General features: G+C 72.5%; 21 protein-coding genes. 15 read left to right on the top strand and 6 right to left on the bottom strand.

Annotated elements, in window-relative coordinates:
* Positions 1-104 precede the first annotated feature (104 nt).
* From AB0C87_RS22000 to AB0C87_RS21990, 3 genes are all read right to left on the bottom strand, one after another.
* Positions 105-908: a hypothetical protein gene (locus AB0C87_RS22000; protein WP_353835794.1), complete on the bottom strand. Its 804-nt coding sequence runs from the start codon at positions 906-908 to the stop codon at positions 105-107.
* Positions 909-910: 2 nt separating this feature from the next.
* Entirely contained in the window at positions 911-2,200 is a 1,290-nt protein-coding gene (locus tag AB0C87_RS21995; RefSeq protein ID WP_345172581.1) for a VWA domain-containing protein, read from the bottom strand.
* Between the two features lie 61 nt (positions 2,201-2,261).
* Entirely contained in the window at positions 2,262-2,735 is a 474-nt protein-coding gene (locus AB0C87_RS21990) for an Rrf2 family transcriptional regulator (RefSeq protein WP_353835793.1), read from the bottom strand.
* Positions 2,736-2,816: 81 nt separating this feature from the next.
* On the opposite strand from AB0C87_RS21990, the gene AB0C87_RS21985 reads away from it, so the two are divergent.
* The gene (locus AB0C87_RS21985) at positions 2,817-3,560 is read left to right on the top strand and encodes an NAD(P)H-binding protein (protein ID WP_353835792.1); all 744 of its coding nucleotides are present in this window, start codon (positions 2,817-2,819) and stop codon (positions 3,558-3,560) included.
* Positions 3,561-3,633: 73 nt separating this feature from the next.
* Positions 3,634-4,143, top strand: coding sequence for a peptide-methionine (S)-S-oxide reductase MsrA (msrA, locus tag AB0C87_RS21980; RefSeq protein ID WP_360579254.1), 510 nt, complete (start codon positions 3,634-3,636; stop codon positions 4,141-4,143).
* A gap of 70 nt (positions 4,144-4,213) precedes the next feature.
* On the opposite strand, the gene AB0C87_RS21975 is transcribed toward msrA, so the two are convergent.
* A complete protein-coding gene (locus AB0C87_RS21975; protein ID WP_353835791.1) occupies positions 4,214-5,284 on the bottom strand; it encodes a WYL domain-containing protein in 1,071 nt (356 codons plus the stop codon).
* Between the two features lie 62 nt (positions 5,285-5,346).
* Between AB0C87_RS21975 and AB0C87_RS21970 the strand changes: the two genes are divergently transcribed.
* Complete coding sequence (locus AB0C87_RS21970) at positions 5,347-6,501, top strand: epoxide hydrolase family protein (RefSeq protein ID WP_345172591.1); 1,155 nt, start codon at positions 5,347-5,349, stop codon at positions 6,499-6,501.
* On the opposite strand, the gene AB0C87_RS21965 is transcribed toward AB0C87_RS21970, so the two are convergent.
* On the bottom strand, positions 6,487-7,956 hold the full coding sequence (locus tag AB0C87_RS21965) for a serine/threonine-protein kinase (RefSeq protein WP_360579252.1): 1,470 nt from the start codon (positions 7,954-7,956) through the stop codon (positions 6,487-6,489). The genes AB0C87_RS21970 and AB0C87_RS21965 overlap by 15 nt on opposite strands.
* 229 nt (positions 7,957-8,185) lie before the next feature.
* Here AB0C87_RS21965 and AB0C87_RS21960 point away from each other — a divergent pair, with 229 nt between their 5' ends.
* A complete protein-coding gene (locus AB0C87_RS21960; protein ID WP_360579250.1) occupies positions 8,186-9,178 on the top strand; it encodes a zinc-binding dehydrogenase in 993 nt (330 codons plus the stop codon).
* Between the two features lie 99 nt (positions 9,179-9,277).
* On the top strand, positions 9,278-10,306 hold the full coding sequence (locus AB0C87_RS21955) for an RNA polymerase subunit sigma-70 (protein WP_360579249.1): 1,029 nt from the start codon (positions 9,278-9,280) through the stop codon (positions 10,304-10,306).
* Between the two features lie 56 nt (positions 10,307-10,362).
* Here the strand turns inward: AB0C87_RS21955 and AB0C87_RS21950 are convergent, their stop codons facing one another.
* A complete protein-coding gene (locus tag AB0C87_RS21950; RefSeq protein ID WP_360579247.1) occupies positions 10,363-11,307 on the bottom strand; it encodes a helix-turn-helix domain-containing protein in 945 nt (314 codons plus the stop codon).
* 217 nt (positions 11,308-11,524) lie between these two features.
* On the opposite strand from AB0C87_RS21950, the gene AB0C87_RS21945 reads away from it, so the two are divergent.
* The 10 genes from AB0C87_RS21945 (at position 11,525) to AB0C87_RS21900 (ending at position 21,607) form a co-directional block, all read left to right on the top strand.
* Positions 11,525-11,824 carry a hypothetical protein gene (locus AB0C87_RS21945; RefSeq protein ID WP_345172601.1) on the top strand — a complete coding sequence of 100 codons (300 nt, stop codon included), beginning with the start codon at positions 11,525-11,527 and terminating at the stop codon, positions 11,822-11,824.
* Position 11,825: 1 nt separating this feature from the next.
* Positions 11,826-11,999, top strand: coding sequence for a hypothetical protein (locus tag AB0C87_RS21940; protein WP_353833075.1), 174 nt, complete (start codon positions 11,826-11,828; stop codon positions 11,997-11,999).
* 247 nt (positions 12,000-12,246) lie between these two features.
* Entirely contained in the window at positions 12,247-13,839 is a 1,593-nt protein-coding gene (locus AB0C87_RS21935) for a DUF1214 domain-containing protein (protein ID WP_360579245.1), read from the top strand.
* Positions 13,840-13,843: 4 nt separating this feature from the next.
* Entirely contained in the window at positions 13,844-15,277 is a 1,434-nt protein-coding gene (locus AB0C87_RS21930; protein ID WP_360579243.1) for a DUF1254 domain-containing protein, read from the top strand.
* Positions 15,278-15,288: 11 nt separating this feature from the next.
* A complete protein-coding gene (locus tag AB0C87_RS21925; protein WP_360579241.1) occupies positions 15,289-15,816 on the top strand; it encodes an STAS domain-containing protein in 528 nt (175 codons plus the stop codon).
* Positions 15,817-16,068: 252 nt separating this feature from the next.
* On the top strand, positions 16,069-17,523 hold the full coding sequence (locus AB0C87_RS21920) for a glycosyltransferase family 39 protein (RefSeq protein WP_360579239.1): 1,455 nt from the start codon (positions 16,069-16,071) through the stop codon (positions 17,521-17,523).
* A complete protein-coding gene (locus AB0C87_RS21915) occupies positions 17,520-18,053 on the top strand; it encodes a SigE family RNA polymerase sigma factor (protein WP_360579237.1) in 534 nt (177 codons plus the stop codon). Before AB0C87_RS21920 ends, AB0C87_RS21915 begins: the two co-directional genes overlap by 4 nt.
* Entirely contained in the window at positions 18,050-19,186 is a 1,137-nt protein-coding gene (locus tag AB0C87_RS21910) for a hypothetical protein (RefSeq protein ID WP_360579235.1), read from the top strand. Before AB0C87_RS21915 ends, AB0C87_RS21910 begins: the two co-directional genes overlap by 4 nt.
* A 123-nt stretch (positions 19,187-19,309) precedes the next feature.
* A complete protein-coding gene (locus AB0C87_RS21905) occupies positions 19,310-19,972 on the top strand; it encodes a DedA family protein (RefSeq protein ID WP_360579233.1) in 663 nt (220 codons plus the stop codon).
* A 489-nt stretch (positions 19,973-20,461) separates the two neighbouring features.
* A complete protein-coding gene (locus AB0C87_RS21900; protein ID WP_360579232.1) occupies positions 20,462-21,607 on the top strand; it encodes a serine hydrolase domain-containing protein in 1,146 nt (381 codons plus the stop codon).
* Positions 21,608-21,686: the final 79 nt, after the last annotated feature.

Below are 21,686 nucleotides of genomic sequence, written 5' to 3'. Positions count from 1 at the left end.
TCCGCGCCCCCCCCCCCCCCCCCCGCCCGCCCCCCCCCCCCGCGGGGGGGGCGGGGGGGGGGGGCCCCCCCGCCCCCCCCCCCCCGGCCCCGGCCCGGACCGGTTCAGCGCGGCGCGGAGAACCAGCGGCGCGGATGCCGGGTCAGGCTGTAGCCCGCCACGGACATGACGGCGGCGAGGACGCCGCCGCCGATCGTCCACCACCACCGGCCGGACGGCCAGGAGAACCAGCCCTTGACCCGCTCCGCCGGCTTCGGCGCCGAGTCCACGGGGCCCGCCGACGGCGCGGCGCCCGGGGCGAGCGTGGCCCCGGGGTCGACGGCCGGGGACAGCGGCGCCTTCAGCTTCGCGCCCGCGGGCCGGGCGTCCCCGTCCTTCGCGCTGATCCGCACGTCGGCCCGGATCGGCAGGCCGAGGTCCTGCTCGGGCAGGCCGCTCGCCGCGAGCCGCAGGTAGTAGGTGCCGGGCAGCGGGTCGTCGGACCACGGCTCGGCCCACGCCCGGACCCGCCGCAGCGTGCAGCGGAGCCGGACGCTCGCGGCCCCGGCCGCCGCCGTCGCGTTCTGCGGACCGGCCGTGCACGCCTGGCGGCGGCGCAGCCCGTCGAAGACGTCGATGCCGTACGTCGCGGCGCCGTGGCGGCTCGCCGCGGGGGGCAGCGCGACCGTCACCGCGATCCGCCCGGTCTGCCCGGCCGCGGCGGCGAACGACCAGTACAGGTAGTCGCCGGTCGAGGCGGGCACGCGGACCGGCTGCCCGGGTTCCACGGTGGTCGCGGTCAGGAAGGACGTTCCCGCGGTGCCGATCGTCGGTCGCGGGCTCGGGGAGGGGGCCGCGGCGGCCGGCGCGGCGGTCGCCGGCAGGACGGCGCAGGCGGCCGCGGACGCGAGGAGGAGGGAGGCGCGCATGGTCAGTTCTCCTTCCAGACGGCCACCCGCCACCGGGCGAGCCATCCGGTGGCGAGGCCGGCGACGAGGCCCGTCGCGGCGAGCACGATCAGCAGCAGCCAGCCGCGGCCGAGGTCCGGTTCGCCCGGCGTGTCCGAGGACGGCACGAGGTCGACGGTCAGCTCCAGCGGCATGCCGGGCGCCGTCCGCACCGTGGGCGGGGCGGAGAAGGAGTTGCTCACCACCAGGCAGACCGGCGTGCCGCCGGAACCGCCGTCCGGCGACGGCGAGGCGGAGGCGTCCGCCCCGGTCCGCTGGTCCGACCAGCGCAGGCCGGTGGACTGCACGTCGGTGCGTCCGCTGCCCGCGTCCGTGCCGCGGACGAGTTCCTGCCCGGCCCCGGACACCGCGCGCAGCAGGACGCCGTGGTCGGGGTTCAGGGTCCGGTCGAGCGAGACGCTGACGGAGGCGCGCAGCTCCTGGCCCGGAGCCACCGACACCCGGTACCAGCGGTGCTCGCTGAACCGCTCCCGGTCGGTGTACACGCCGGGCGCGAGCGTGGGCGCGTCGGCGCACCCCGCGGTCCCGGCGACCTTCTCCGGAGTCCTCTTGTAGGTGGTGCCGGCGCGCTGGACGAGCTGGTTGAGGCGGCCGGTCAGCTCCTCCTGGTGCTGGACGGCGGTGTAGGTCCCGCCGGTGGCGTCGGCGATGCAGGTGAGCTGCTGCCGGACCTTGTCGTTGAGGGTCAGCCCGAGGGTGTCCACGACCAGGTGCGTGCCCTGGGCGGCGAGCTGGCGCGCCACCTCGCAGGGGTCGGGGGGCGAGCAGGTGTCCTCGCCGTCGGTGATGAGGATGATCCTTCGTGTCGTCTCCCCGGTGCCCAGGTCCCTGGTCGCCGCGCGGAGCGCGAGCCCGATCGGCGTCCAGCCGGTGGGGCGCAGCGTCGCGATCGCCGCCTTCGCCCGCGCCTTGTCCACCGGGCCGACCGGGGAGAGCTGCTGGGTGTCGGTGCATCCGACGGCCTTGGGGCTGCCGGGGAACCGGTGCCGCGCCCCGAGGACGCGGATGCCCAGCTGCGTCCCCTCGGGCAGGGAGTCGACCACCGCGCCGAAGGAGTGCTGCGCGACCGCCATCCTGCTGAGCCCGTCGATGTCGCGGGCGCGCATGGAGCCGCTGACGTCGAGCACCAGCTCGACCTTGGGCGGCTCCGCGGGGTCGCCGTCATCGGCGGAGACGGGGGGTGCGCCGACCAGCGCCAGGGGGGCGAGCAGGGCGAGCAGACAGCCGCCCGCGAACGATCGTTTGAAGATCACCAGGGGATCCTAATGACGCCCGGAGGCCCCCCGAGCGGAGATCGGAAAGCCTCCTCCCGAGCTATGTGATCTCCGCCAGGCGCGCCCGGGTGCGGGAGGGTGCCGACGGCGGGAGGGTGTCGAGGACGTCGGCCAGGGTGACGCCGGAGAGGCTGTCCCGCCAGGCCTGGTGCGCGTCCGCCATCTTCGCGGCGAGCACGCAGGTGCTCCGGCACTCGGCGGCCGGCAGCGCTCCCCGGCCCTGCCGGCGGATCTCGCGGCACTCGTACGGTGAGGACGTGCCGTCGACGGCCTCGACGACCTGCAGGAGCGTGATCTCGGAGCCCGGCCGCGCGAGACGGAATCCTCCGCGCGGGCCCGCGGTCGCGGTGAGCAGGCCTGCCTTGACGAGGGCCTTCAGTTGCTTGGCGAGATAGGGCGCCGGCAGGTCGTAGTACTGCGCCAGCTGAGCCGTCGACGCGCTGACTCCCGGATCCAGCTGGGCCAGCGTGGTCGCGCAGTGCAGGACCCATTCGGTGCTAACAGGCAGTTTCACACCCGAAGCGTATCGCAGATATCATGGATCTGTTTTATCCATGATACTCTTCGCTCGACCGCCAGGACATGGGAGGACACCATGCGGATCGCCGTCGCCGGCGCGACCGGGAACATCGGAACCCTCACCGCCGCCGCTCTCCAGCGGGACGGCCACGAGGTCGTGGGCATCAGCCGCTCGCTCGGCGTGGACCTGACGACCGGCGAGGGCCTCGACGACGTGCTGGCCGGCGTCGACGCGGTCGTCGACGCCACCAACAGCACCGCGGCCGACCCGGCCGAGACAGTGGCCTACTTCGGCGCCGTCACGCGCAACCTGCTCGCCGCCGAGGAGCGGGCCGGCGTCGGTCACCACGTGCTGCTGTCGATCGTGGGGGTCGACCGCATCGAGGGCAACGCGCACTACGCCGGCAAACGGGAGCAGGAGCGCCTGGTGGCCGCCGGTCCGGTGCCGTGGACGATCGTCCCGGCCACGCAGTTCCACGACTTCGCCGCGATGGTGACGAGCTGGACCGAGCGCGACGGCGTCGCCGCGATCGCGCCCCTGCTGGTGCGGCCGGTCGCGCCCGCGGACGTGGCCGCCGTGCTCGCCGAGATCGCGACGGGCCGGCCGCGGGGGCGTTACCGCGATGTCGCCGGGCCCGAACCGCAGGACCTGGTCGACATGGCCAGGCGCACCGGCCAGGCGCGCGGCCGCACGGTGAAGCTGGTGCCGACGTGGTCGGCGATATTCAGCCCGGAGGCGGCGGGCAACGTGCTGCTGCCCGGCCCGGACGCCCGCATCATGCCGACCACCTTCGACCAGTGGCTCGCCGAACAGCGGTAGGGGCGGCCCATGGAATAAGGCCGCTGCGACGCCCGCTGTAGTGAGCGACGAAGGACACGAGGGGGAAGTGAACATGGCAACCGAGAGGGCCCTGCTCGCGGGCGGCTGTTTCTGGGGCATGGAAGAGCTTTTCCGCCGGCAGCCCGGAGTGGTCTCCACGCGGGTCGGCTACAGCGGCGGCGACGTGCCCAACGCCACCTACCGCGACCACGGGTCCCACGCCGAGACCATCGAGGTCGTCTACGACCCCGACCTGACCGACTTCCGGGCGCTGCTGGAGTTCTTCTTCCAGATCCACGACCCCACGACGGTGAACCGGCAGGGCAACGACATCGGCACGAGCTACCGCTCCGCCATCTTCTACACATCGGACGAGCAGCGGAAGGTCGCCGAGGACACCATCGCGGACGTCGACGCCTCCGGCCTGTGGCCGGGCAAGGCCGTCACCGAGGTGACGGCCGCCGGCGATTTCTGGGAAGCCGAGCCCGAGCACCAGGACTACCTGCAGAAGTACCCGAACGGCTACACGTGCCACTTCCCCCGCCCCGGCTGGAAGCTGCCCAAGCGCACCGCCGAAGCCTGAGCCCGCGGGAGAGCGCGGACGGCCATGCGTGCCGTCCGCGCTGCCGGCACCTTGCCGACTTCGACCTGTCCTACGACGGCCTACCCGGCCGAACCGAGCCCGCATCACCGCCGCCCTCGGCCTCGCGGCTCCTGCTCATCCTGCCGATCGAGCGCAGGTAGCGTTCGCCCAGGACAGCGAGGTGGTCGACGAGACCGGCGGGTCCGGTGACCTCGAAGTCGAGTCCGAGCATGCCGATGTACACCGCGATGGTCTCCAGGCTGTCGGCTCCCGTCACGAGCACGCACTTCTCGTCGCTGACCGACTCGACCACGCCGACGGTGGCGTTGATGCGCGACAGCACCTCCTCCGCGGGGGCGAACACGGTGATCCGGGCGTGCACCTTCCAGCCCGTCGAGGCGACGTCGCGCAGGACGAAGCTGGTGTAGTCGAGTCCGGGCAACGGGGTGGGGGTGAACACGCGGTGGGTGGGCATGCGCGGGGTGATCCAGTCGACCCGGAACGTCGCCCAGGTGCCGGCCTGCGGATCGCGTCCGACCAGGTACCAGCGGCGCGTCCAGCTGACGAGCCGGTAGGGCTCCACGAGCTTGGGCCCCGACGTCGCCGCCGTGCCCGAGGGCAGCTCGCCCTCCCGCTCGTCGGGCCCGGTGGTGTAGTCGAAGCGGAACCATTCGTGGTCGCGGACGGCCGTGGCGATCTGCGCCAGGACCGCCGCGTCGACCTCGGGGTCCTCGACGTTGGAGGCGGTGTTGTGGGGCCCCTGGGAGGTGGACTCGTGGATCGCCGCGACCTGGCGGCGCAGCCGGTGCGGGAGCACCTGCTCCAGCTTGGCGAGGGCGCGGGCACTGCTCTCCTGGATGCCGCTGATGCCGGTTCCGGCGCGCAGCCCGATCGCGATGGCGACGGCCTCCTCGTCGTCCACCAGCAGCGGCGGCAGCTTCGTGCCGGCGCCGAGGCTGTAGGAGCCGGTCGTGCCGCGCGTGGCCTCCACGGGATAGCCGAGCTCGCGCAGCCGCCCGATGTCGTTGCGGATCGTGCGGCTGCTCACGCCGAGGCGTTCGGCCAGCTCAGAGCCCGGCCAGGACGGTCGCGACTGCAGGAGTGAGAGCAGGGCGAGGAGTCTCGCGGAAGTTTCCAGCATGACCTGCATGATGCCGCACCATTAGGAATCGAATCTTCCTATATGGGTTCTACTGTGAAGCCATGACGACGACGAAGAAGTCCGCTTCCGCCGAGATCCGCCCCTTCCGCGTGGAGATCCCGCAGGCCGAGCTCGACGACCTCGCCCTGCGGCTGGCCAACACCCGGCTGCCCCGCCCCGCCGCGGTCGACAACTGGGACCTCGGCACGCCGAACAGCTACCTGCGCGAGACCGTCGAGCACTGGCGCAACGGCTTCGACTGGCGGGAGCAGGAGGCGCGGATGAACGAGTTCCCGCACTACCTCACCGAGATCGACGGCCAGGAGGTCCACTTCATCCACGTCCCCTCCGCCGAGCCGGACGCCACCCCCCTGCTGCTCATCCACACCTACCCCGGCTCGTTCGTGGACTTCCTCGACATGATCGGCCCGCTCACCGACCCGGTCGCGCACGGCGGACGGGCCGAGGACGCGTTCTCCGTGGTCGTCCCCTCGATCCCCGGCTTCGGCTTCAGCACCCCGCTGTCCGACGGGGACTGGACGATGGCGCGCGTCGCCCGCACCTTCGACGCCCTCATGCGCCGGCTCGGCTACGAGACCTACGGCTCGCACGGCAGCGACGCCGGCACCATGATCTCCCGCGAGCTCGGACTGCTGAAGCCGCCCGGATACCTCGGCATGCACGTCCTGCAGCTGTTCTCCTTCCCCTCGGGCGACCCGGACGAGTTCGCCGGCTTCGGCCCCAAGGAGTACGCGGCGCTGGAGCACATGCAGTGGTTCCAGTCGGTCGGCGGCTACAACGCGATCAACGCCTCTCGCCCGCAGACCGTCGCGGTCGGCATCGCGGACTCGCCCGTCGGCCAGCTGGCCTGGAGCGAGCTGTTCAACTCCTTCGGCAACGGCACGAGCCTGGTGACCCGCGACCAGATCCTGACCCAGGTCACGCTGTACTGGCTCACCAACACCCAGGCCACCGCGGGCCGCTACCACTACGCCGAGGCGCACTCCGGCGCCGAACCGGCCATCAACACCGCGCCGACCGGCGTCGCGGTCTTCGCCGACGACTTCCAGACCATCCGCTCCCTCGCCGAACGCGACAACACCAACATCGTGCACTGGAGCGAGTTCCCCACCGGCGGCCACTACGCCTCCCTGGAGGTCCCCGAAGCGGTGACCTCCGACCTGCGCACCTTCTTCGCCGCCCTACGGAAGGGCTGAATCCCCGGCCGCGGCGGGAGCGGGCACGGCCCGCTCCCGCCGCAGCGCGTCGAGCGCGAGCACGAGGGAAACGATGCTCAGGCCCATGATCAGCAGTGTCAGCGGCACCGCCAGGTACCACCCGTGTCCCACGGAGGTCTCGGTGTGGTCCTTCACCATCTGGTGCAGCGCTGGAGGCAGGTTTCCCGGTTCCGGGACCGCCGGCTTCCTGATCTTGGGCAGGACGGCCGCGGTGGCCAGCATGAGCAGGCCGACCAGCGCCGGCGCCGCCGCCGTCGCCGCGAGCCGGCCCCTGGACCGGACGCCGCCGAGCACGCCCAGCACGGCGGCCGCCGCCGCGCACAGCAGCGTCACCCGTCCCCAGACCAGATCGATTCCGGCGGAGGTGGCCGTCATGTCGCGGGGGAGTTGCGCGATGGAGACGGTCACCGTCTGCCAGGGCAGCAGCACCGCGATCATCAACAGTGCCGCCGCGCCTGCGATGACGAACCCCGGCCAGCGGCCGTGGCGTCCGCGCGGGCGCGTCACGCGCGTCGCCGGTTCGGGCGCCGGCGGCTGCCAGGGGGCCTGGCCCGGTGGCGGTGGTGCGGCGCCGCCCGCGGGTCCGGGAACCGGCGCGGGAGCGGGCCCGGCCGGTCGGGACGCGAGCGAGTTCAGCATCCGCTGCGCCTGGTCGAGCGGCATGCGTTCGGCCGCGCTCTTGCGCATCAGGCCCCGCAGAACAGGTGCGAGGGGACCGGCGTGGGGAGCGGGGGCGGGCTCCTCGGTCGCGACGGCGACGAGAACGGCCCCGGGACTGGTGCCCGCGAAAGGCGGACGGCCTTCCACCGCGGTGTGCAAGGTCGCCCCCAGCGACCACAGGTCCGACTCCGCCCCGGCGGGCAGGCCGCGGACCTGCTCGGGGGACATGTACGCGGGGGTCCCGAGGAGTGCGCCCGAACGCGTCAGGGTCGCGTCGCCCTCGACGGCGGCGATGCCGAAGTCGGTCAGGACGACCCGGTCACCTTCCAGCAGCACGTTGGCGGGCTTGATGTCGCGATGGACGATGCCCGCCTGGTGGGCCGCGCGCAACGCACCCAGAACCCTCGCGCCGAGCGCGGCGGCGCGGTCCGGCGGAAGGGGACCGTGCTCGGCGAGCACATCGGCCAAGGACGGACCGGGAACCAGCTCCATGATGATCCAGGGTTGCCCGTCATCGGTCGTGACGAGGTCGTGGACGGTGACGATGCCCGGGTGCCGGAGCCGGGCCGCCGCCCGCGCCTCCCGGTCGACCCGCGCCGTCCACGCGTCGCGCTCCTCGGCGTCCAGACCCTCGGGCAGCCGCAGTTCCTTGACCGCGACCTGGCGGCCGAGCCGCTCGTCATGCGCGCGCCAGACGGTGCCCATACCGCCGCGTCCCAGTGGATCCATGAGCCGGTACCGGCCCAGCAACCTTCGCCCGAGGTCCTCAGCCACGTCAGGACCGTAGCCCAAAAGCCGCACGGCCCGTCTAAAAAACACTAACGTTCACTTGAACTTCGGGAAGCGGCAGCGCTTGGACGTCCGCGAACTCCCTCCAGGTGTACTCGAAGTCTCGGCCGATTCCTTTCGGCGGGGCGCGAGGTCTACATGGTGGGAGGCGCGGCCCGCGCGGCGGGCCGGTCGGTCTCTCCCATGCACACCGAGAAGGAAAGGCCGATCGCCGATGAGCGTTCCCGCGACCATGCGTGCGCTGCAACAGACCACCTTCAACGGCCCGCGGGACATGCGTCTGATCACCGACGCGCCGGTGCCGAGCCCCGGCCAGGGCGAGGTCCTGGTCCGCGTCACCGCCGCCGGGGTCAACTTCGCCGACGTCTCGAAGGCGCGCGGAACGTTCGGAGACGGCCCGCGGCCCCCGTACGTGGCGGGTTTCGAGGCCGCCGGGGAGGTCGTCGCGGTCGGCGAGGCGACGGCCGGCCCGCGGCCGGGGGCCCGCGTCGTCGGCGTCGGGGACGGCGCGTTCGCCGAGTACATGCTCCTGCCCGCGGCCGGGGCGGTGCCGGTCCCCCCGGGCTGGACGGAGCAGCAGGCGCTGGGGATGGTCGTGAACTGGCCCACCGCGCTGGCCGCGCTCAGGCCTCTGGGCGGTGTCGCCGCCGGGCAGGCCGTGCTGATCCACGCCGCGGCGGGCGGGACCGGCCAGGCCGCGGTGAGGATGGCCAAGCACTACGGCGCGACGGTCATCGCCACCGCCTCGCCGGGCAAACACGAGACGGTGCGGGCCCTCGGAGCCGACCACGTCCTGGACTCCCTCGGCGGCGACCTCGCCGCCGAGGTGAGGGAGCTGACCGGCGGCGCCGGCGCCGATGTGGTCCTGGAGTCGGCGGGCGGCGCCACCTTCGCCGCCGGCCTCGCCGCGGCCAGGCGGGTCACGGGCCGGGTCATCGTCTTCGGCATGGCGGGCGGCGAGGCCTCGATCACGAACTGGGAGCTGGTGTACGAGCACCAGGTTCAGATCATCGGGCTCAACATCGGCGCGCTGATCCAGGCCGCTCCGCAGATCTTCGGCGAGGTGATGGGCGAGTTGTCCGCGCTGGTCGCGGCCGGTGTGCTCACCCCCAGTCTCCCCACCGCGTACGACCTGGCCGACGGCCCGAAAGCGCTGGCGGAACTGGAGGCCAGGGCCACCGTCGGAAAGCTGGCTCTGCTGCCCTGAAGAACCTTCAGACCCGAGCCGGTGACGCCGCACCTGATCGCGGGGTGCGGCGGCGGCACGTGGACCAGGCCGAGAGCGCTTCGTGACTAGGCTCGTGGCGTGACATCGGATCCGCGGGCGACACCGAGTCGAGAGCGGTTCACCGCCGAGACCGAGCGGTTCCGCCGGGAGCTGCTGGCGCACTGCTACCGCATGGTCGGATCGGCGCACGATGCCGAAGACCTGGTGCAGGAGAGCTATCTGCGGGCGTGGCGGTCCTACGCGGGGTTCGAGGGCCGGGCGTCGGTCCGGTCCTGGCTCTACAAGATCGCCACCAACGTCTGCCTGACGGCGATGAAGCCGCGCCCGATCCGGGTGCTGCCCTCGGGGCTGGGCGGCCCGCAGGACCGGCCCGACCGCCCGCCGAGCCCCGCCGCGCCGGGCGAGGTCGCGTGGCTGGAACCGCTGCCGGACGCGTGGATCGCCCCGCCCGCCGACGATCCGGCGGCGGTGGCGGTCGAACGCGAGTCGCTGCGGCTCGCGCTCATCGCCAGCCTGCAGCACCTGCCCGCCCGGCAGCGCGCGATCCTCATCCTGCGCGAGGTGCTGGCGTTCTCGGCGGCCGAGACCGCGGAGATCCTCGACACCACCACGGCGGCGGTCAAGAGCGGTCTGCAGCGCGCCCGTGCCCGGTTGGACGAGCTGGAGCCGAAGCCCGAGGAACTGCTCGAACCGACCGACCAACGGGCGCGCGCGCTTCTCGACGGCTACATCGCGGCCTTCGAACGCTCCGACGCCGCCCTGCTGGAGCAGGTGCTACGCGCGGACGCCACGCTGGAGGCGACGCCGTTCCGCGAGTGGCAGGCGGGCCGGGCGATGTGCGTCCACATGCTCGACGCGTACGTGCTGGGCACATCGGGCGAGTGGCGGATGATCGCCACCGCGGCCAACGGCCAGCCCGCCGCCGTCGTGTACCACCGGGACGGGGACGGCGCGCTCCGCGCCGACGGCGTCGTGGTGCTGGCCCCGGCCGCCACCGGCGTCACCCGCGTGGTCAAGTTCCATGACCCCGCGCTGGCCGCGGCGTTCGGCTTCCCGGACGTGCTCGCGGACCGCCCCGCCGGCTGGCCGACCTCCCACCTCTCGTAGGAACGGCCGAGGTCGAGGCCACGGCCGTCCGACCTGGACGGTGACACAGCAGGGGCCTACGAGGAACCGATCGCGGCCGTTCGGCGGAACTGACGGGGTGACAGGCCATAGGCGGCGCGGAAGGCCTGGCTGAAGTGGGCCGGACTGGTGAAACCCCAGCGAGCCGCGATGGCGCCGATCGGCGTGGCGGCGAGGAGCGGGTCGCTCAGATCGCGGCGGCACTGCTCCAGGCGGCGCTCGCGGATCCAGCCCGCGACGGTGTGCTCTTCGGCTCGGAACAACTGGTGCAGGTAGCTCAACGAGATGTGGTGGGCGGCGGCGATCGCCCCCGGGGTCAGGTGCACGTCGCCCAGGTTCGCCCGGATGAAGGCGTGGATCTGGGCGAGCAGCGCGCGCCGTCGGCTGCCCAGCGGTACGTCGCTGTCGGCGTCCAGCGCGCTGGCCAGCGCGGCGGCCAGGACGTCCAGAGTCAGGGCGGACACTCGCAGGGCCTCGGCCGCACTGAACTGCTCAAGGCGCCGAGCCAGCTCCAGCAGGTACTGCGAAGCCAGCGCGCCGACACCCTGATCGCCCCGGATCCGGACCCCGCTGAGCTCCCGCAGGCCCCGCTCGGGCAGGGGCAGCACCGACCGCGGAAACTGCAACGAGAGCAGTTGGCCGCCCGCAGGGTCCGCCGATCCGAACCTGGTCAGGTAGGGACGCGAGCTGTCACGGAGCATCAGATCCCCGGCACGCAGTTCCGCATCCCGATCGGCTTGTTCTCCTGTGGCGTGACCACGCACGACGCAGGTCACGAAAAAGGTCTCCGGGTCGGACTGGCGGATGAGCCTGTGCGTGCGCTGGATCGTCAGCGACTTCGCACTCAACAGGGTCGCCTGCACGGAGCCGAGCCCGCCCAGAGCGACATGGGCCTGAAACGTGCCTTCCAGATGCGGCTCGCTGCGGGCATCAAGCGGCATCCACATCTTCGAACTCATCTCGCGCCAGAAAGCGAAGTCCATGACTCACCAAAACTGTTGACGCTGCGGGGTCCGACCAGCAGCATCACCCGGGCGCCCTCGCCGACGCAACCGCCGGCGCGACGAAGCCCGAGGCGCCGGCACGCGTGAGAGGGCCCCGGACGTGCTGGTGCGTGTCGTCCGGCCGGTCTTGCGGCCAGACCCGCGTAAGGTGAGGAGCAGGGTGTGGCCACACCCTTTCAGCGAGAGGCATCGGCCCATGAGGCTCGAACTCACCAACTACGAGGCCCTGCATGGCTGGGGCGTCGTCAACAGCAGCGCCGGGTGGCATGCTCAGCGCAACCGCAAGCCGCCTGCGGCCGAGCAGGCGGTCGGAGACATCCTCTTCACGGCTTACGACTGCCGGACCAGCACCACGACCACGGTCGAGCTCAGCGATGACGAGCGTGCGAGCCTCGCCGAGTTGGTCAGCGAACACATCGCAGCGTGGGTGAAGCGCGGCCGGGAGAACGCCGCGACGCAGCACCTGCGCTCGCTGGTCGTGAAGCTCGGCGGCTGACATGCCTACACCGGGCAACCCGCAACGCAGGTTCCGCCTCGCCGACGACGTCCTGTGGGACGAGTACGGCGAGGCGTGCCGTGAGGTCAACGGCAGCGCGGACCGCAGTGACGACATCCGCAAACATGTCGTGGCCGTTGTCGCCGAATGGAAGAAGCGGCGCCAGACGAGCTGAAGGCGCCGACCCCGCCTGGCGTGGCTCACCATCCCCCTGGCCGACCCATCTTCCTGCAAGGCCTGTCCGGTCAACTCCGAGCGTTCTTCTTTGAAGAAATCATTGGCTCAAGCTTTTTGGCCCGGCATCCCCGCGGCCTGCCGAGTAATATGAAAACAATGAATTAGGGCGCTGTGTTTAATGGCGGTCTGCGGCAGGTACGGCCCTGTGGGCGAGAGGAGACCTCTCCCGAGAACGGAGCGATGCCTTGCAGCAAGCCGGACGGATCTCGCCACAGGTCATGGAGTCGCTCTCGACGCCCGAGCGGGTGGAGACGGGTCTGGGGACTCTGGAGTTCCCGCTGGGCAGGCCCACCGCCGAGACCGCCGAGCGCGTCTACGACCATCTGGACCATCTGCACGCCGTCCGGGCCTTCCTCGACGCGTACTCCGGGGTCAATGTGTGGGCGGCGCGCAGGGGCTTCCTCGATGCCGGCGTCATGGACCACGACGTCCTGCTCTTCTCGGAGTTCATGGATCCCGAGACGCTCGTGCTCACGGGGAACGCGGACACCGTCTACTTCGTGACGTTCCTCGACCTGACCGAGGGGCCGCTGGTCGTGGAGATGCCGCCCCTCTCCCTCTGTTTCGTCAACGACATGTGGTTCCGCTGGGTCGCGGATCCGGGAATGGCGGGGCCGGATCGCGGGGCCGGCGGCAAGTACCTCTTCGTGCCGCCCGGATATGAGGGTCCTCTTCCGGAGGGCGGCTTCTTCCCCCAGCCGACCCGCACCACGCGGCTCCTCCTGGGCGGGCGAGCGTTCCTGGAGAACGACGACCCGAGGCCCGCGGTCGAGCGCATCAAGGAGGGGCTGCGCATCCACCGCTACGCCCCCGGGTTCTTCGGGACGAGCATCGGGGAGATCGTCATGGGGGGCGCGGCCCCGCCGTCGCCGTGGACCGCCCAGACGTGGACCGCCGCGCTCCGCAGGCCCGACCCGCCGCGCTTCGTCGAGGGCACCGGGTTCGCCGTGAACACGGTCCCGCCCGCGGACTCGACGTACTTCGACCTCGCGAGCGAGCTCGTGCACGATCAGCCGGTCGAGGCGCTCGATCCCGAGATCGCCGGTGCGTTGGCCGCAATCGGGATCGCCAAGGGACGGCCCTTCCAGCCGGATCCGCGGATGCGGAAGATCCTCGCCGAGGCGGCCGCGGTGGGGAACGCGACGGCCCGCACCCTCGCCTGCCGCCTGCGTCCGGACGAGGGGGCGCACTTCTACGGTGCGTCCTCCCAGTGGATCAACGGTCTGCTCCCGGCCGGGTACGACTTCATGACCCCGCCCCCGGACATCACCGACCGGGGCGTCGAGCTCCGTGCGAGCGACGGCGCCCGCAAGCTCAACCTGCGGAACTGGTGGTGGTACCTGGGCGTGGGCATCAGCCCGGCGTTCACCGCGCCCCTGCCCGGCATCGGCTCGCAGTACCTGTTCGCGTGCGCGGACCAGGAGGACCGGGCCCTTGACGGGGGCGGGCACTACCGTCTGGTGCTCCCGCCGGACATTCCCGCCGCCCGTTTCTGGTCGTGCACCGTCTACGACAACCAGACCCGCTCGATGCTCTCCACGCCGCAGCGCTTCCCCCGGGCGGGCAGCCAGGACTATCCGACCCCGGCGGCGGTCGCCGACGCGGATGGCACGACCACGGTCCACTTCGGGCCCGACCGGCCCGACGGTGTGCCTGAGGGCAACTGGATCCAGACCGTGCCGGGCAAGGGATGGTTCGTGGTCCTGCGCTTCTACAGCCCGCTGCCGCCGTTCTTCGACAAGACCTGGCGGCCGGGCGAGGTCGAGGCGGCGGGCTGACGCGATGCCTCACCTGAGCGACGCGCCCAGCCCGGGCGTATCAGCCGAGACCCTCGCGTCGATCGGCATCCCGGACCGGCTGGACTCGGTCTTCGGTCCGATGGGCTTCTTCGACGGCCTGCCCCTGCCCGACACGGTCGCCCGGAGCTATGACGCGCTCGACCTGCTGCGCGGGATCGACGTCTTCCTCAACTGCCTGCCCGGCGCGGCGATGGTGGCGATGCGGCGCGGGCTGCGGAGCCTCGGCGTCGACTCCCGCACGATCGGGTACACGGCCTCGCGCTGCGGCTCGGCGCCGTTGATCCTCACGGCGAACACCGAGACCACGTACGGGATGGCCTTCCTGGCGCTCGATCAGGACGGCCCGACCGTGATCGAGGCGCCGGAGGGCTCGCTGAGCGTCGTCGACGATCTCTGGCAGCGCTACGTCGCCGACATGGGGATCACCGGACCCGACGCGGGCAAGGGAGGCAGGTACCTCTTCCTGCCCCCCGGCTACGACGGCGACGTCCCGGACGGCTACTTCGTCTCGCGGTCGCCGACCTTCTCCTGCTGGGCGGCGCTCCGCGTGCTGGGGGGCGTCGAGAGCCTGCTCAAGACGCGGATGTACCCGCTCTCGGCCGCGGCCGACCCGCCCGAGCAGCGCTTCGTCGACTTCGCCGACTCCGTCTTCACCACGGTCCCCGCCAACGACTTCTCGTTCTTCGAGGAGGTCGACGAGATCGTTCAGGAGGAGCCGCCCGAGGCGCTCGACCCCGAGCGCGCGGGACAGCTCGCCTCGATCGGCATCGTGCCCGGCCGCCCCTTCCGGCCGGACGACCGCATGCGCTCGATCCTCGGCACCGCCGCACGAGTCGGGTCGGGCCTCGTGCGGACGCTGACCTTCAAACCGCGCGACCCGGGCTTCTACTACTACTCGGGCAGCTCGTGGAAGAACATGTTCCCGTCCGGAAGCCACGAGTTCCTCTCACCGCAGGGTGCGCGGCTCCTGGACGCTCGCGCCGTCTTCCACCACGGGGCGCTCGTGATCACGCCGGCGATGGCGAGGGCGACGGTCGGGGCCGGATCGCAGTACGCCTACACGGCGGAGGACTCCACCGGCGCCTGGCTCGACGGCGAGAAGAGCTACACGCTCACCCTTCCCAAGGACATCCCGGCGAAGGACTTCTGGGCCGTGGACGTCTACGACCCCCAGACTCGGTCGCTGCTGCGCACCGGCGACCCCTACCCGAGCGTGAACAGCCTGTCGGACGCCGTGCGGACCGATGACCGCGGCGACACGGTCGTCCACTTCGGCCCGGCCGCGCCGCCGGGCGGGGAGGCGAACTGGATCCAGACGGTCCCCGGCAAGGGATGGTTCGTCGTCCTGCGCCTCTACGGCCCGCTCGAAGGCTGGTTCGACCGGAGTTGGCGGCCGGGCGAGGTCGAACCGGTGTGAGGTAGGCGGCCGTGCTGCTCCTCGGCTGGATCCTGGGCCGGTTCGCGCCGTCCGCCGTCAACCCGAAGAACCTGCTGCTCGTGATCGCCGCGGCGGCGGGGCCCGACTTCGTCACCGCGGTCGCCGCGATGCTCGGGGTGATGATCTTCGACACGCTGCCCGGCCTCTTCATCGGCATCGGCGTCTCGCTGCTGCTGCTCCTCTACCGCTCATCTCGCCCGGTCATCAGCGAACTGGGGCGGCTGCCGGAGGACGGGCACTTCGCCGCGCTCGACAGGCACACGGACGGCCGCAGGATCCCGGGGGTGGTCGTGCTGCGCGTCGAGGCGGGCATCTACTTCGCCAACGCCGAGCGGATCCGGTCCACGGTGCGGAGCGCCGCCGGCCGGGAGGGGGCGACGGCCGTCGTGATCGACGCCGCGGCCGGGGATGTGGGCCAGGTTCGGGACGTGTTGCGCACCGCCGGAGCCAGGGCGGAGCTGAGGCACGTCTATCCCACGGTCCAGGCGGCCGTCGACGCGTCCAGCACCGGAACCTGACCCTGGCCGGGCAAGGCCGCGCCGTGCGCACAAGCCGTCTGGCCGAGGACAGGCGGGCCGGAGCTGCGCCGGTGAACAAGGGCCGGGGGATGCAACATCGCGGGGCTTTTCGCGTCTCTTGGCGTGAACTCAAAACTGGATCTTCTGCCCGGCGAACGCCCGGCGACGACCGGGCGTCCCGGCCCGCCCACCGAAGTCGCAGGTCGGCGCGGGGAGGCGGGGCGAGAGCGGCGGAGGGCCTGGCTCCTTCCCTTGGCGCCCGCCCTGCTGGCGCTGGCGATGGGCCTCTGGGGCGCCGGAGGGCTGCCGCTGTGGCGCGACGAGGCGATCACATCCGAGATCGCCCGCCGCTCGATCCCCGACATCCTGTGGTGCGCGTGGCACATCGACGCCGTCCACGCCGCCTACTACCTGCTCATGCACTGCGTCGTGCAGGTGTTCGGGGCCGGCGAGTTCGCGCTGCGGCTCCCCTCGATCGCGGCGTTCGCGGCCACGGCGGCGGGCATCACCGTCCTCGGCCGCAGGATCATGTCCGGGCCCGTGGGGCTGGTCGCCGGGCTGCTCTGCGCCGCGGCCCCGTTCGCCAGCCACTACGCGCACGAGGCCCGGTCCTACTCCCTCATCGCGGCGCTCACCGTGTGGCTGACCGTGCTGTTCGTGGATCTTGCGGAACGGGGCTCCCGGCGCCGGTACGCCGCCTACGGCGCGGGCGTCGCCCTGCTGGGGCTGGTCCATCTGTTCGCACTGCTCGTCCTGCCCGCCCATCTGGCGACCCTGCTGATGGCGCGCCGCACCAGGACGATGCTGCGCCGGTGGTGCGCCGCCACGGCGGGAGCGGTGCTCGCGGTGAGCCCGCTGATCGCGCTGGCCGTGACCCAGCGCAACGCCCTCGACTGGCTGACGCGCCCGGGATGGCGCGACGTGCTCTATCTGGCCGAGGCGTTCACCGGCCCCCCGATCGTGGCGTACCTGCTCGGCGCCGCCATGGCGGTGGGACTGGTCACGGCGCGGCGCCGCGGCCCGATCGGCCTGCGGGCACTGGCCGTCCCGTGGCTGCTGCTGCCCGCGACGGTGCTGCTCCTGGTCTCCCAGCTCCATCCCTTCTACACGAGCCGCTACGTGATCGGCAGCCTCCCCGCCATGGCGCTGCTGGCCGCCGCGGGTCTCGCCCGGCTGCCCTACCGGACGTGGTTCGTGCCGCTCGTCGCGATGGCCGTCCTGGTGGCGCCGCTGCACGTCGAGCAGCGCCGTCCGGAGAACTGGTGGGACGACCTCCGCGGGGCCGCGGCGGTCGTCGAGCGGGAGGCCCGGCCGGGGGACGCGATCCTCTTCCTCACGGCGGACCGGCGGTCGATCGCCGAGGCGTACCCGGACGGGTTCCGCGGGTTGCGCGACGTCGCGCTGCGGCGGACCCCCGCCCAGGCGGGCAACTTCGGCGGCACCGAGTTCGAACCGGCCGAGATCGGCCAACGGCTGACCGGCGCCGCGACGGACCGGGTGTGGCTGCTGGAGGGGCCCTGGCGCATGCCGTCCCTGGTTCCGCGGGACCAGGCGAAAGTCGACGTCCTCCAGCGGCACTTCCGGCAGGCCGGCGTCTGGCGCGTCCGCGGCATCACGCTGTCACTGTTCCAGCGGCGGACGGCCCGCCCGGAAAAAGTGCGGCCGGCCGTGCAACATCGGCGCCCCGGCCGCGTCTCTTCCCCGTGAGCCTCCTCAACTTCCGCAAGGACGGCCCCCCGGACCTGATGGCGCCTTCGCCCGAGAGAGCGGTGACGCAGTTGTACGAAGCGCACGCCCTCGAACTCGTCAGGCTGGCCCTGGTGATGGTCGGCGACAGGCCGACGGCCGAGGACGTCGTCCAGGACTCCTTCCTCGGGCTGTACCAGCGGTGGGGCAGGCTGAAGGACCCCGGCAAGGCCCTCACCTACCTGAGGTCGTCGGTGCTCAACAACTGCCGGTCGGTGCTGCGCCGCCGGGGCCGCCGCCCTCTCGGCGCCCAGGATCCGCCCGCCGCGTCGGCGGAGAGCCGGGTCCTCGGACGGGAGCAGGGCAGGGAGATCCTCGACGCGCTGCGCCGCCTGCCGCACCGGCAGCGGGAGACACTGGTGCTCCGGTTCGTCCTGGATCTGTCCGAGGAGGAGACCGCGCAGATCATGCGGGTGAGCCGGGGCACCGTCCGGTCCAACACGTCACGCGGGCGCACCGCCCTTGAGCGCATGCTGGGAGAGACCTCGTGAACGTCGAACGGCTGCTGAAGGACGCCGCCGCCGCCGAGACGCGCGAGGTGACGCGCGAGTCGCTGCCGCCCCTGGCCCTGCCCGCCGCGCGCCGCCGGCGGCCGGCGGGACGGTGGATCGTGCCCGTCGCCGCCGCCCTCACGGTCATCGCGGTCGCGGCCGTGACCGTCGCTCTCCGCGGCGCCCTGCGCAGCCCGGACGTGGTCGGCGCGCACGAGGGGCCCCCGTACTTCCTGGCGACCCACCGGAAGGGCGGCGTCGGGGTCTTCGACTCCTGGACGGGACGCATGATCGCCGACATCGGGCCCCGCGCCGGGCACTACTCGGCGCTCGCCGTCTCGGGCGACCGGCGCACCGCCTTCCTCGCCGACGAGAGCGGCCCCTGCCGCACGCGCATCGAGAAGGTCGGCCTGCGCCGCGACGGGACCGTGGCGAGCAGGACGACCCTGCCCGGCGGGTTCGACACCCGGGTGGACGAGATGGCCGCCACCGCGGACGGCGGCCGCGTCGCGCTCGTCTTCAACAACCTCACCGGTTGCCGCGGCGACGACGTGGCGGTCGTCGACTCCCCGTCCGGCGCCCACCGCGGATGGCGTCTGCCGCCGCCGAGCGCAAGCTCACTGGAGTACGCGCAGTCCCCGGCATGGGGGGCGGACGGCCGCACCCTCTTCTTCGTCACCAACGCCCCGGAGAGCCCCCAGGGGGAGTACAACGGCATCGTCCTGCGCGAGCTCGACACCCGCAGGGCCGACGCCGACCTCGCCCACGCCCCCGCGGTTCTGAGGAGCGTGGCCGACCTGTCCTCCTTCCGGCCCTCCCCGGACGGGCGTACCGTCACGGCCATCGAGGAGAAGACCTACGTCGGGGGGACGTTCGAATCCGTCGCGATCGTGGAGCTGCCCCTGTCTCGCGGGGACACGTCCCGCACGGCGCCCGTCCGCGAGTTCGCGCGCATGACGGCCCGGCAGATCGCGCCCGCGGCACCGGTGGATTTCCGGACCTCCCTCGACGCGACCGGCAGGCACCTCCTCGTCAGCTCGCGCCACGACCGGGCCGTCTTCCGCATGGACGACGGCCGCTTCCACCGTCTCCCCGACATGCACCGCAGCGACCTGGGCCTGATCGCCTGGTAGTTCCCGCCCGTGGAGGCGCGGCCCGGCCGGTCGGGGTACTGATCCCGGGAAGGGGAAGGGCCGGTAGGGGAGGTGTCGGCGGGCCCGGAGCGCTGCCGGCGTCCAGAGATCTGGATGGAGGCGTTGGGTTTGCTCGCCTCGGTCGTGTCGTGGGTGGCCGGGCTGTCCGGGCCCGTCGTCTACGGGGTCGTCGGCGGGCTCGTGTTCTGCGAGGACGCCCTGTTCTTCGGCTTCGTGCTGCCCGGTGAGACGGCCGTCGTCCTCGGCGGGGCGCTGGCCGCCCAGCAGAAGGTCTCGGTCGTGTGGCTCGCCGTGATCGTGGTCCTGGCGGCGATCGCGGGGGACTTCGTCGGGTACCAGATCGGGCGCCATGCCGGGCAGCCGATCCTGGACAGCCGTCCGCTCCGCCGCCACCGCGACCGCGTGGACGGCGCCCGCGACCTGATCCGGCGCCGGGGCGGTGCCGCCGTCTTCGCCGGGCGGTTCATCGCGTTCTTCCGCGCGATCATGCCCGCGCTGGCCGGGGTCTCGGGGATGCCCGGCCGGGTGTTCCTGCTCTACAACGCCGCCGGAGGCCTGGTCTGGGGCGTGACCTTCACGCTGCTCGGATACTTCGCCGGGCACGCCTACGCCCGGGTCGAGCACGTCGCCGGGCGGATCACCGCGATCGTGATCGTCGCTGTGGTCGTGCTCGCCGTCGTCGTCTGGCGGCTTCGCGATCACTTGCGCCGGAGACGCGACGGCCACGGCGGCCCGGGCGGCGGACGCTCCGGTCGGTCCGAGTGAACGTCCTGGCGGTTGCGATCGCCCTGGCCGCCTCGGTCTTCTTCGGGTTCGCGGCGGCGCTGGCCACGGCGGGACTGGTCGCCTTCCTGGTCGCGGCCGCCCCGCAGGGTGGCATCAGACATCCGAGCGGCGCCGCGTGGTTCGCCTGCGGCGGGCTCGTCGCGGTGACCGTGATCGGCCTGCTGGCCCTGTCGCACTACACGACCAGGGCCTCGCGCTCGGGCGCCTCCGTGGGGCTGGCAGATCAGGACGACCCCGCCGCGGCTGGCGATCATCTTCGTCGCCGTGCTCGCCATGGCCTACGGCATCTGGACGACCAGCACCACCTGGCAGCCGCCACGGCGCCCCCCGGCCGCCCCGCCCGACGACCAGGCCGACCGATGACGTTGTCGAAGGGGGAGTCCGCAGCGCGGCGGGTGCGGTTTTCCGCAAAGGGCCGGGCGGTCGTCCGCATGGGCGGCAAGGGATCCGGCTCCGTAGCGTTCATCCGTGATCAGAATTTCTCGGTGGACGGCTCTCGCGGTGTCCGGTGCGGCGGCGACCTTCGCGGCGGCCACGGTCTTCCTCGCCGCTCCCGACGCGCGTACGGCGCAGTCGCGGTCCGACCGGACCCCTGCGTCCCAGGACGGATTCCAGGCGATGTTGGACGACCTGGTGAAGACCGGGGCGGCCACGGCCGTCCTGCTCCGGGTGCGGACCGCGGGCGGGGGCGAGTGGTCCGGTGCGGCGGGCGTGTCCGACGTCCGGACGGGGCGGCCGGCCGATCCGGCCGGGTACTTCCGGATCGGCAGCGTCACCAAGACGTTCGCGGCGACCGTCCTGCTGCAGCTCGTCGACGAGGGACGGCTGCGGCTCGACGACCCGGTGGCCGAGCACCTGCCCGGGGTCGTCCCGGACGGCGAGCGCATCACGGTGCGGCAGGTCCTCCAGCACACCAGTCTGCTTCGCGACTACATGAGCGACCCGGGGTGGTCCACCAACCGCTGGCGCGGGGCGCAGCGGTTCCGCGGTTACAGGCCCGACCGGCTCCTCGCGCAGGCGTTCCGCGTCCCCGCCCAGATTCCCCCGGACGTCACCTGGAAATACTCCAACACCAACTACGTGGTCGTGGGGAAACTGATCGAGCGGCTGACCGGGCGGCCCTACGGGAAGGAGGTGGAAGAGCGTGTGCTGCGCCCGCTCCGGCTGACGCAGACGATCGTTCCCGGCAACCGGCCCGGGCTCCCCCGCCCGCACGCGCACGGCTACGCGCTGCTGCCGGACGGGCGGACCGTGGACGCCACGCGCATGAACCCCTCCCTGGACTGGGCGGCCGGCGAGATGATCTCCACCACCCGGGACCTCGGCCGGTTCCTCGACGGGCTGCTCGGCGGACGCCTGCTGTCCCCCTCGACGCTCGCCGCGATGCGTGCGGCCCGGCCCACCGGCGCCGGATTCGCCTACGGGCTCGGGCTCCAGGAGTACACGCTGCCCTGCGGCAAGCGCATGATCGGGCACAGCGGCCAGCTCATCGGCTACACCACCTACGCGCTCCGCTCCGACGACGGGCGGCAGATGAACCTGTCGGTGAACCTCGGCTCCTCGCCGCCCTCGGCCGACAAGCTCTACGCCTTCGCGGGCAAGGTGTTCTGCTGACGGTCACACCGACATCCCCACGCCGGCCGGCTCGACCGCAACGGCGCCTCCCACCCGCCGAGACGAACCGCGTCCCGGT

It is taken from the genome of Actinomadura sp. NPDC048021 (genome assembly GCF_040653135.1).
In the GTDB taxonomy this organism is placed as follows: Bacteria; Actinomycetota; Actinomycetes; order Streptosporangiales; family Streptosporangiaceae; genus Spirillospora; species Spirillospora verrucosospora.
This window is presented reverse-complemented; position numbering and strand designations above follow the sequence as displayed.

Excerpts from the sequence above, each read along its gene's own strand:
- AB0C87_RS21970 (WP_345172591.1), top strand. The coding sequence starts at position 5,347 with ATGACGACGACGAAGAAGTCCGCTTCCGCCGAGATCCGCCCCTTCCGC.
- AB0C87_RS21930 (WP_360579243.1), top strand. The coding sequence starts at position 13,844 with ATGCCTCACCTGAGCGACGCGCCCAGCCCGGGCGTATCAGCCGAGACC.
- AB0C87_RS21975 (WP_353835791.1), bottom strand. The coding sequence starts at position 5,284 with ATGCTGGAAACTTCCGCGAGACTCCTCGCCCTGCTCTCACTCCTGCAG.
- AB0C87_RS21950 (WP_360579247.1), bottom strand. The coding sequence starts at position 11,307 with ATGGACTTCGCTTTCTGGCGCGAGATGAGTTCGAAGATGTGGATGCCG.
- AB0C87_RS21940 (WP_353833075.1), top strand. The coding sequence starts at position 11,826 with ATGCCTACACCGGGCAACCCGCAACGCAGGTTCCGCCTCGCCGACGAC.
- AB0C87_RS21960 (WP_360579250.1), top strand. The coding sequence starts at position 8,186 with ATGAGCGTTCCCGCGACCATGCGTGCGCTGCAACAGACCACCTTCAAC.
- AB0C87_RS21945 (WP_345172601.1), top strand. The coding sequence starts at position 11,525 with ATGAGGCTCGAACTCACCAACTACGAGGCCCTGCATGGCTGGGGCGTC.
- AB0C87_RS22000 (WP_353835794.1), bottom strand. The coding sequence starts at position 908 with ATGCGCGCCTCCCTCCTCCTCGCGTCCGCGGCCGCCTGCGCCGTCCTG.
- msrA (WP_360579254.1), top strand. The coding sequence starts at position 3,634 with ATGGCAACCGAGAGGGCCCTGCTCGCGGGCGGCTGTTTCTGGGGCATG.
- AB0C87_RS21985 (WP_353835792.1), top strand. The coding sequence starts at position 2,817 with ATGCGGATCGCCGTCGCCGGCGCGACCGGGAACATCGGAACCCTCACC.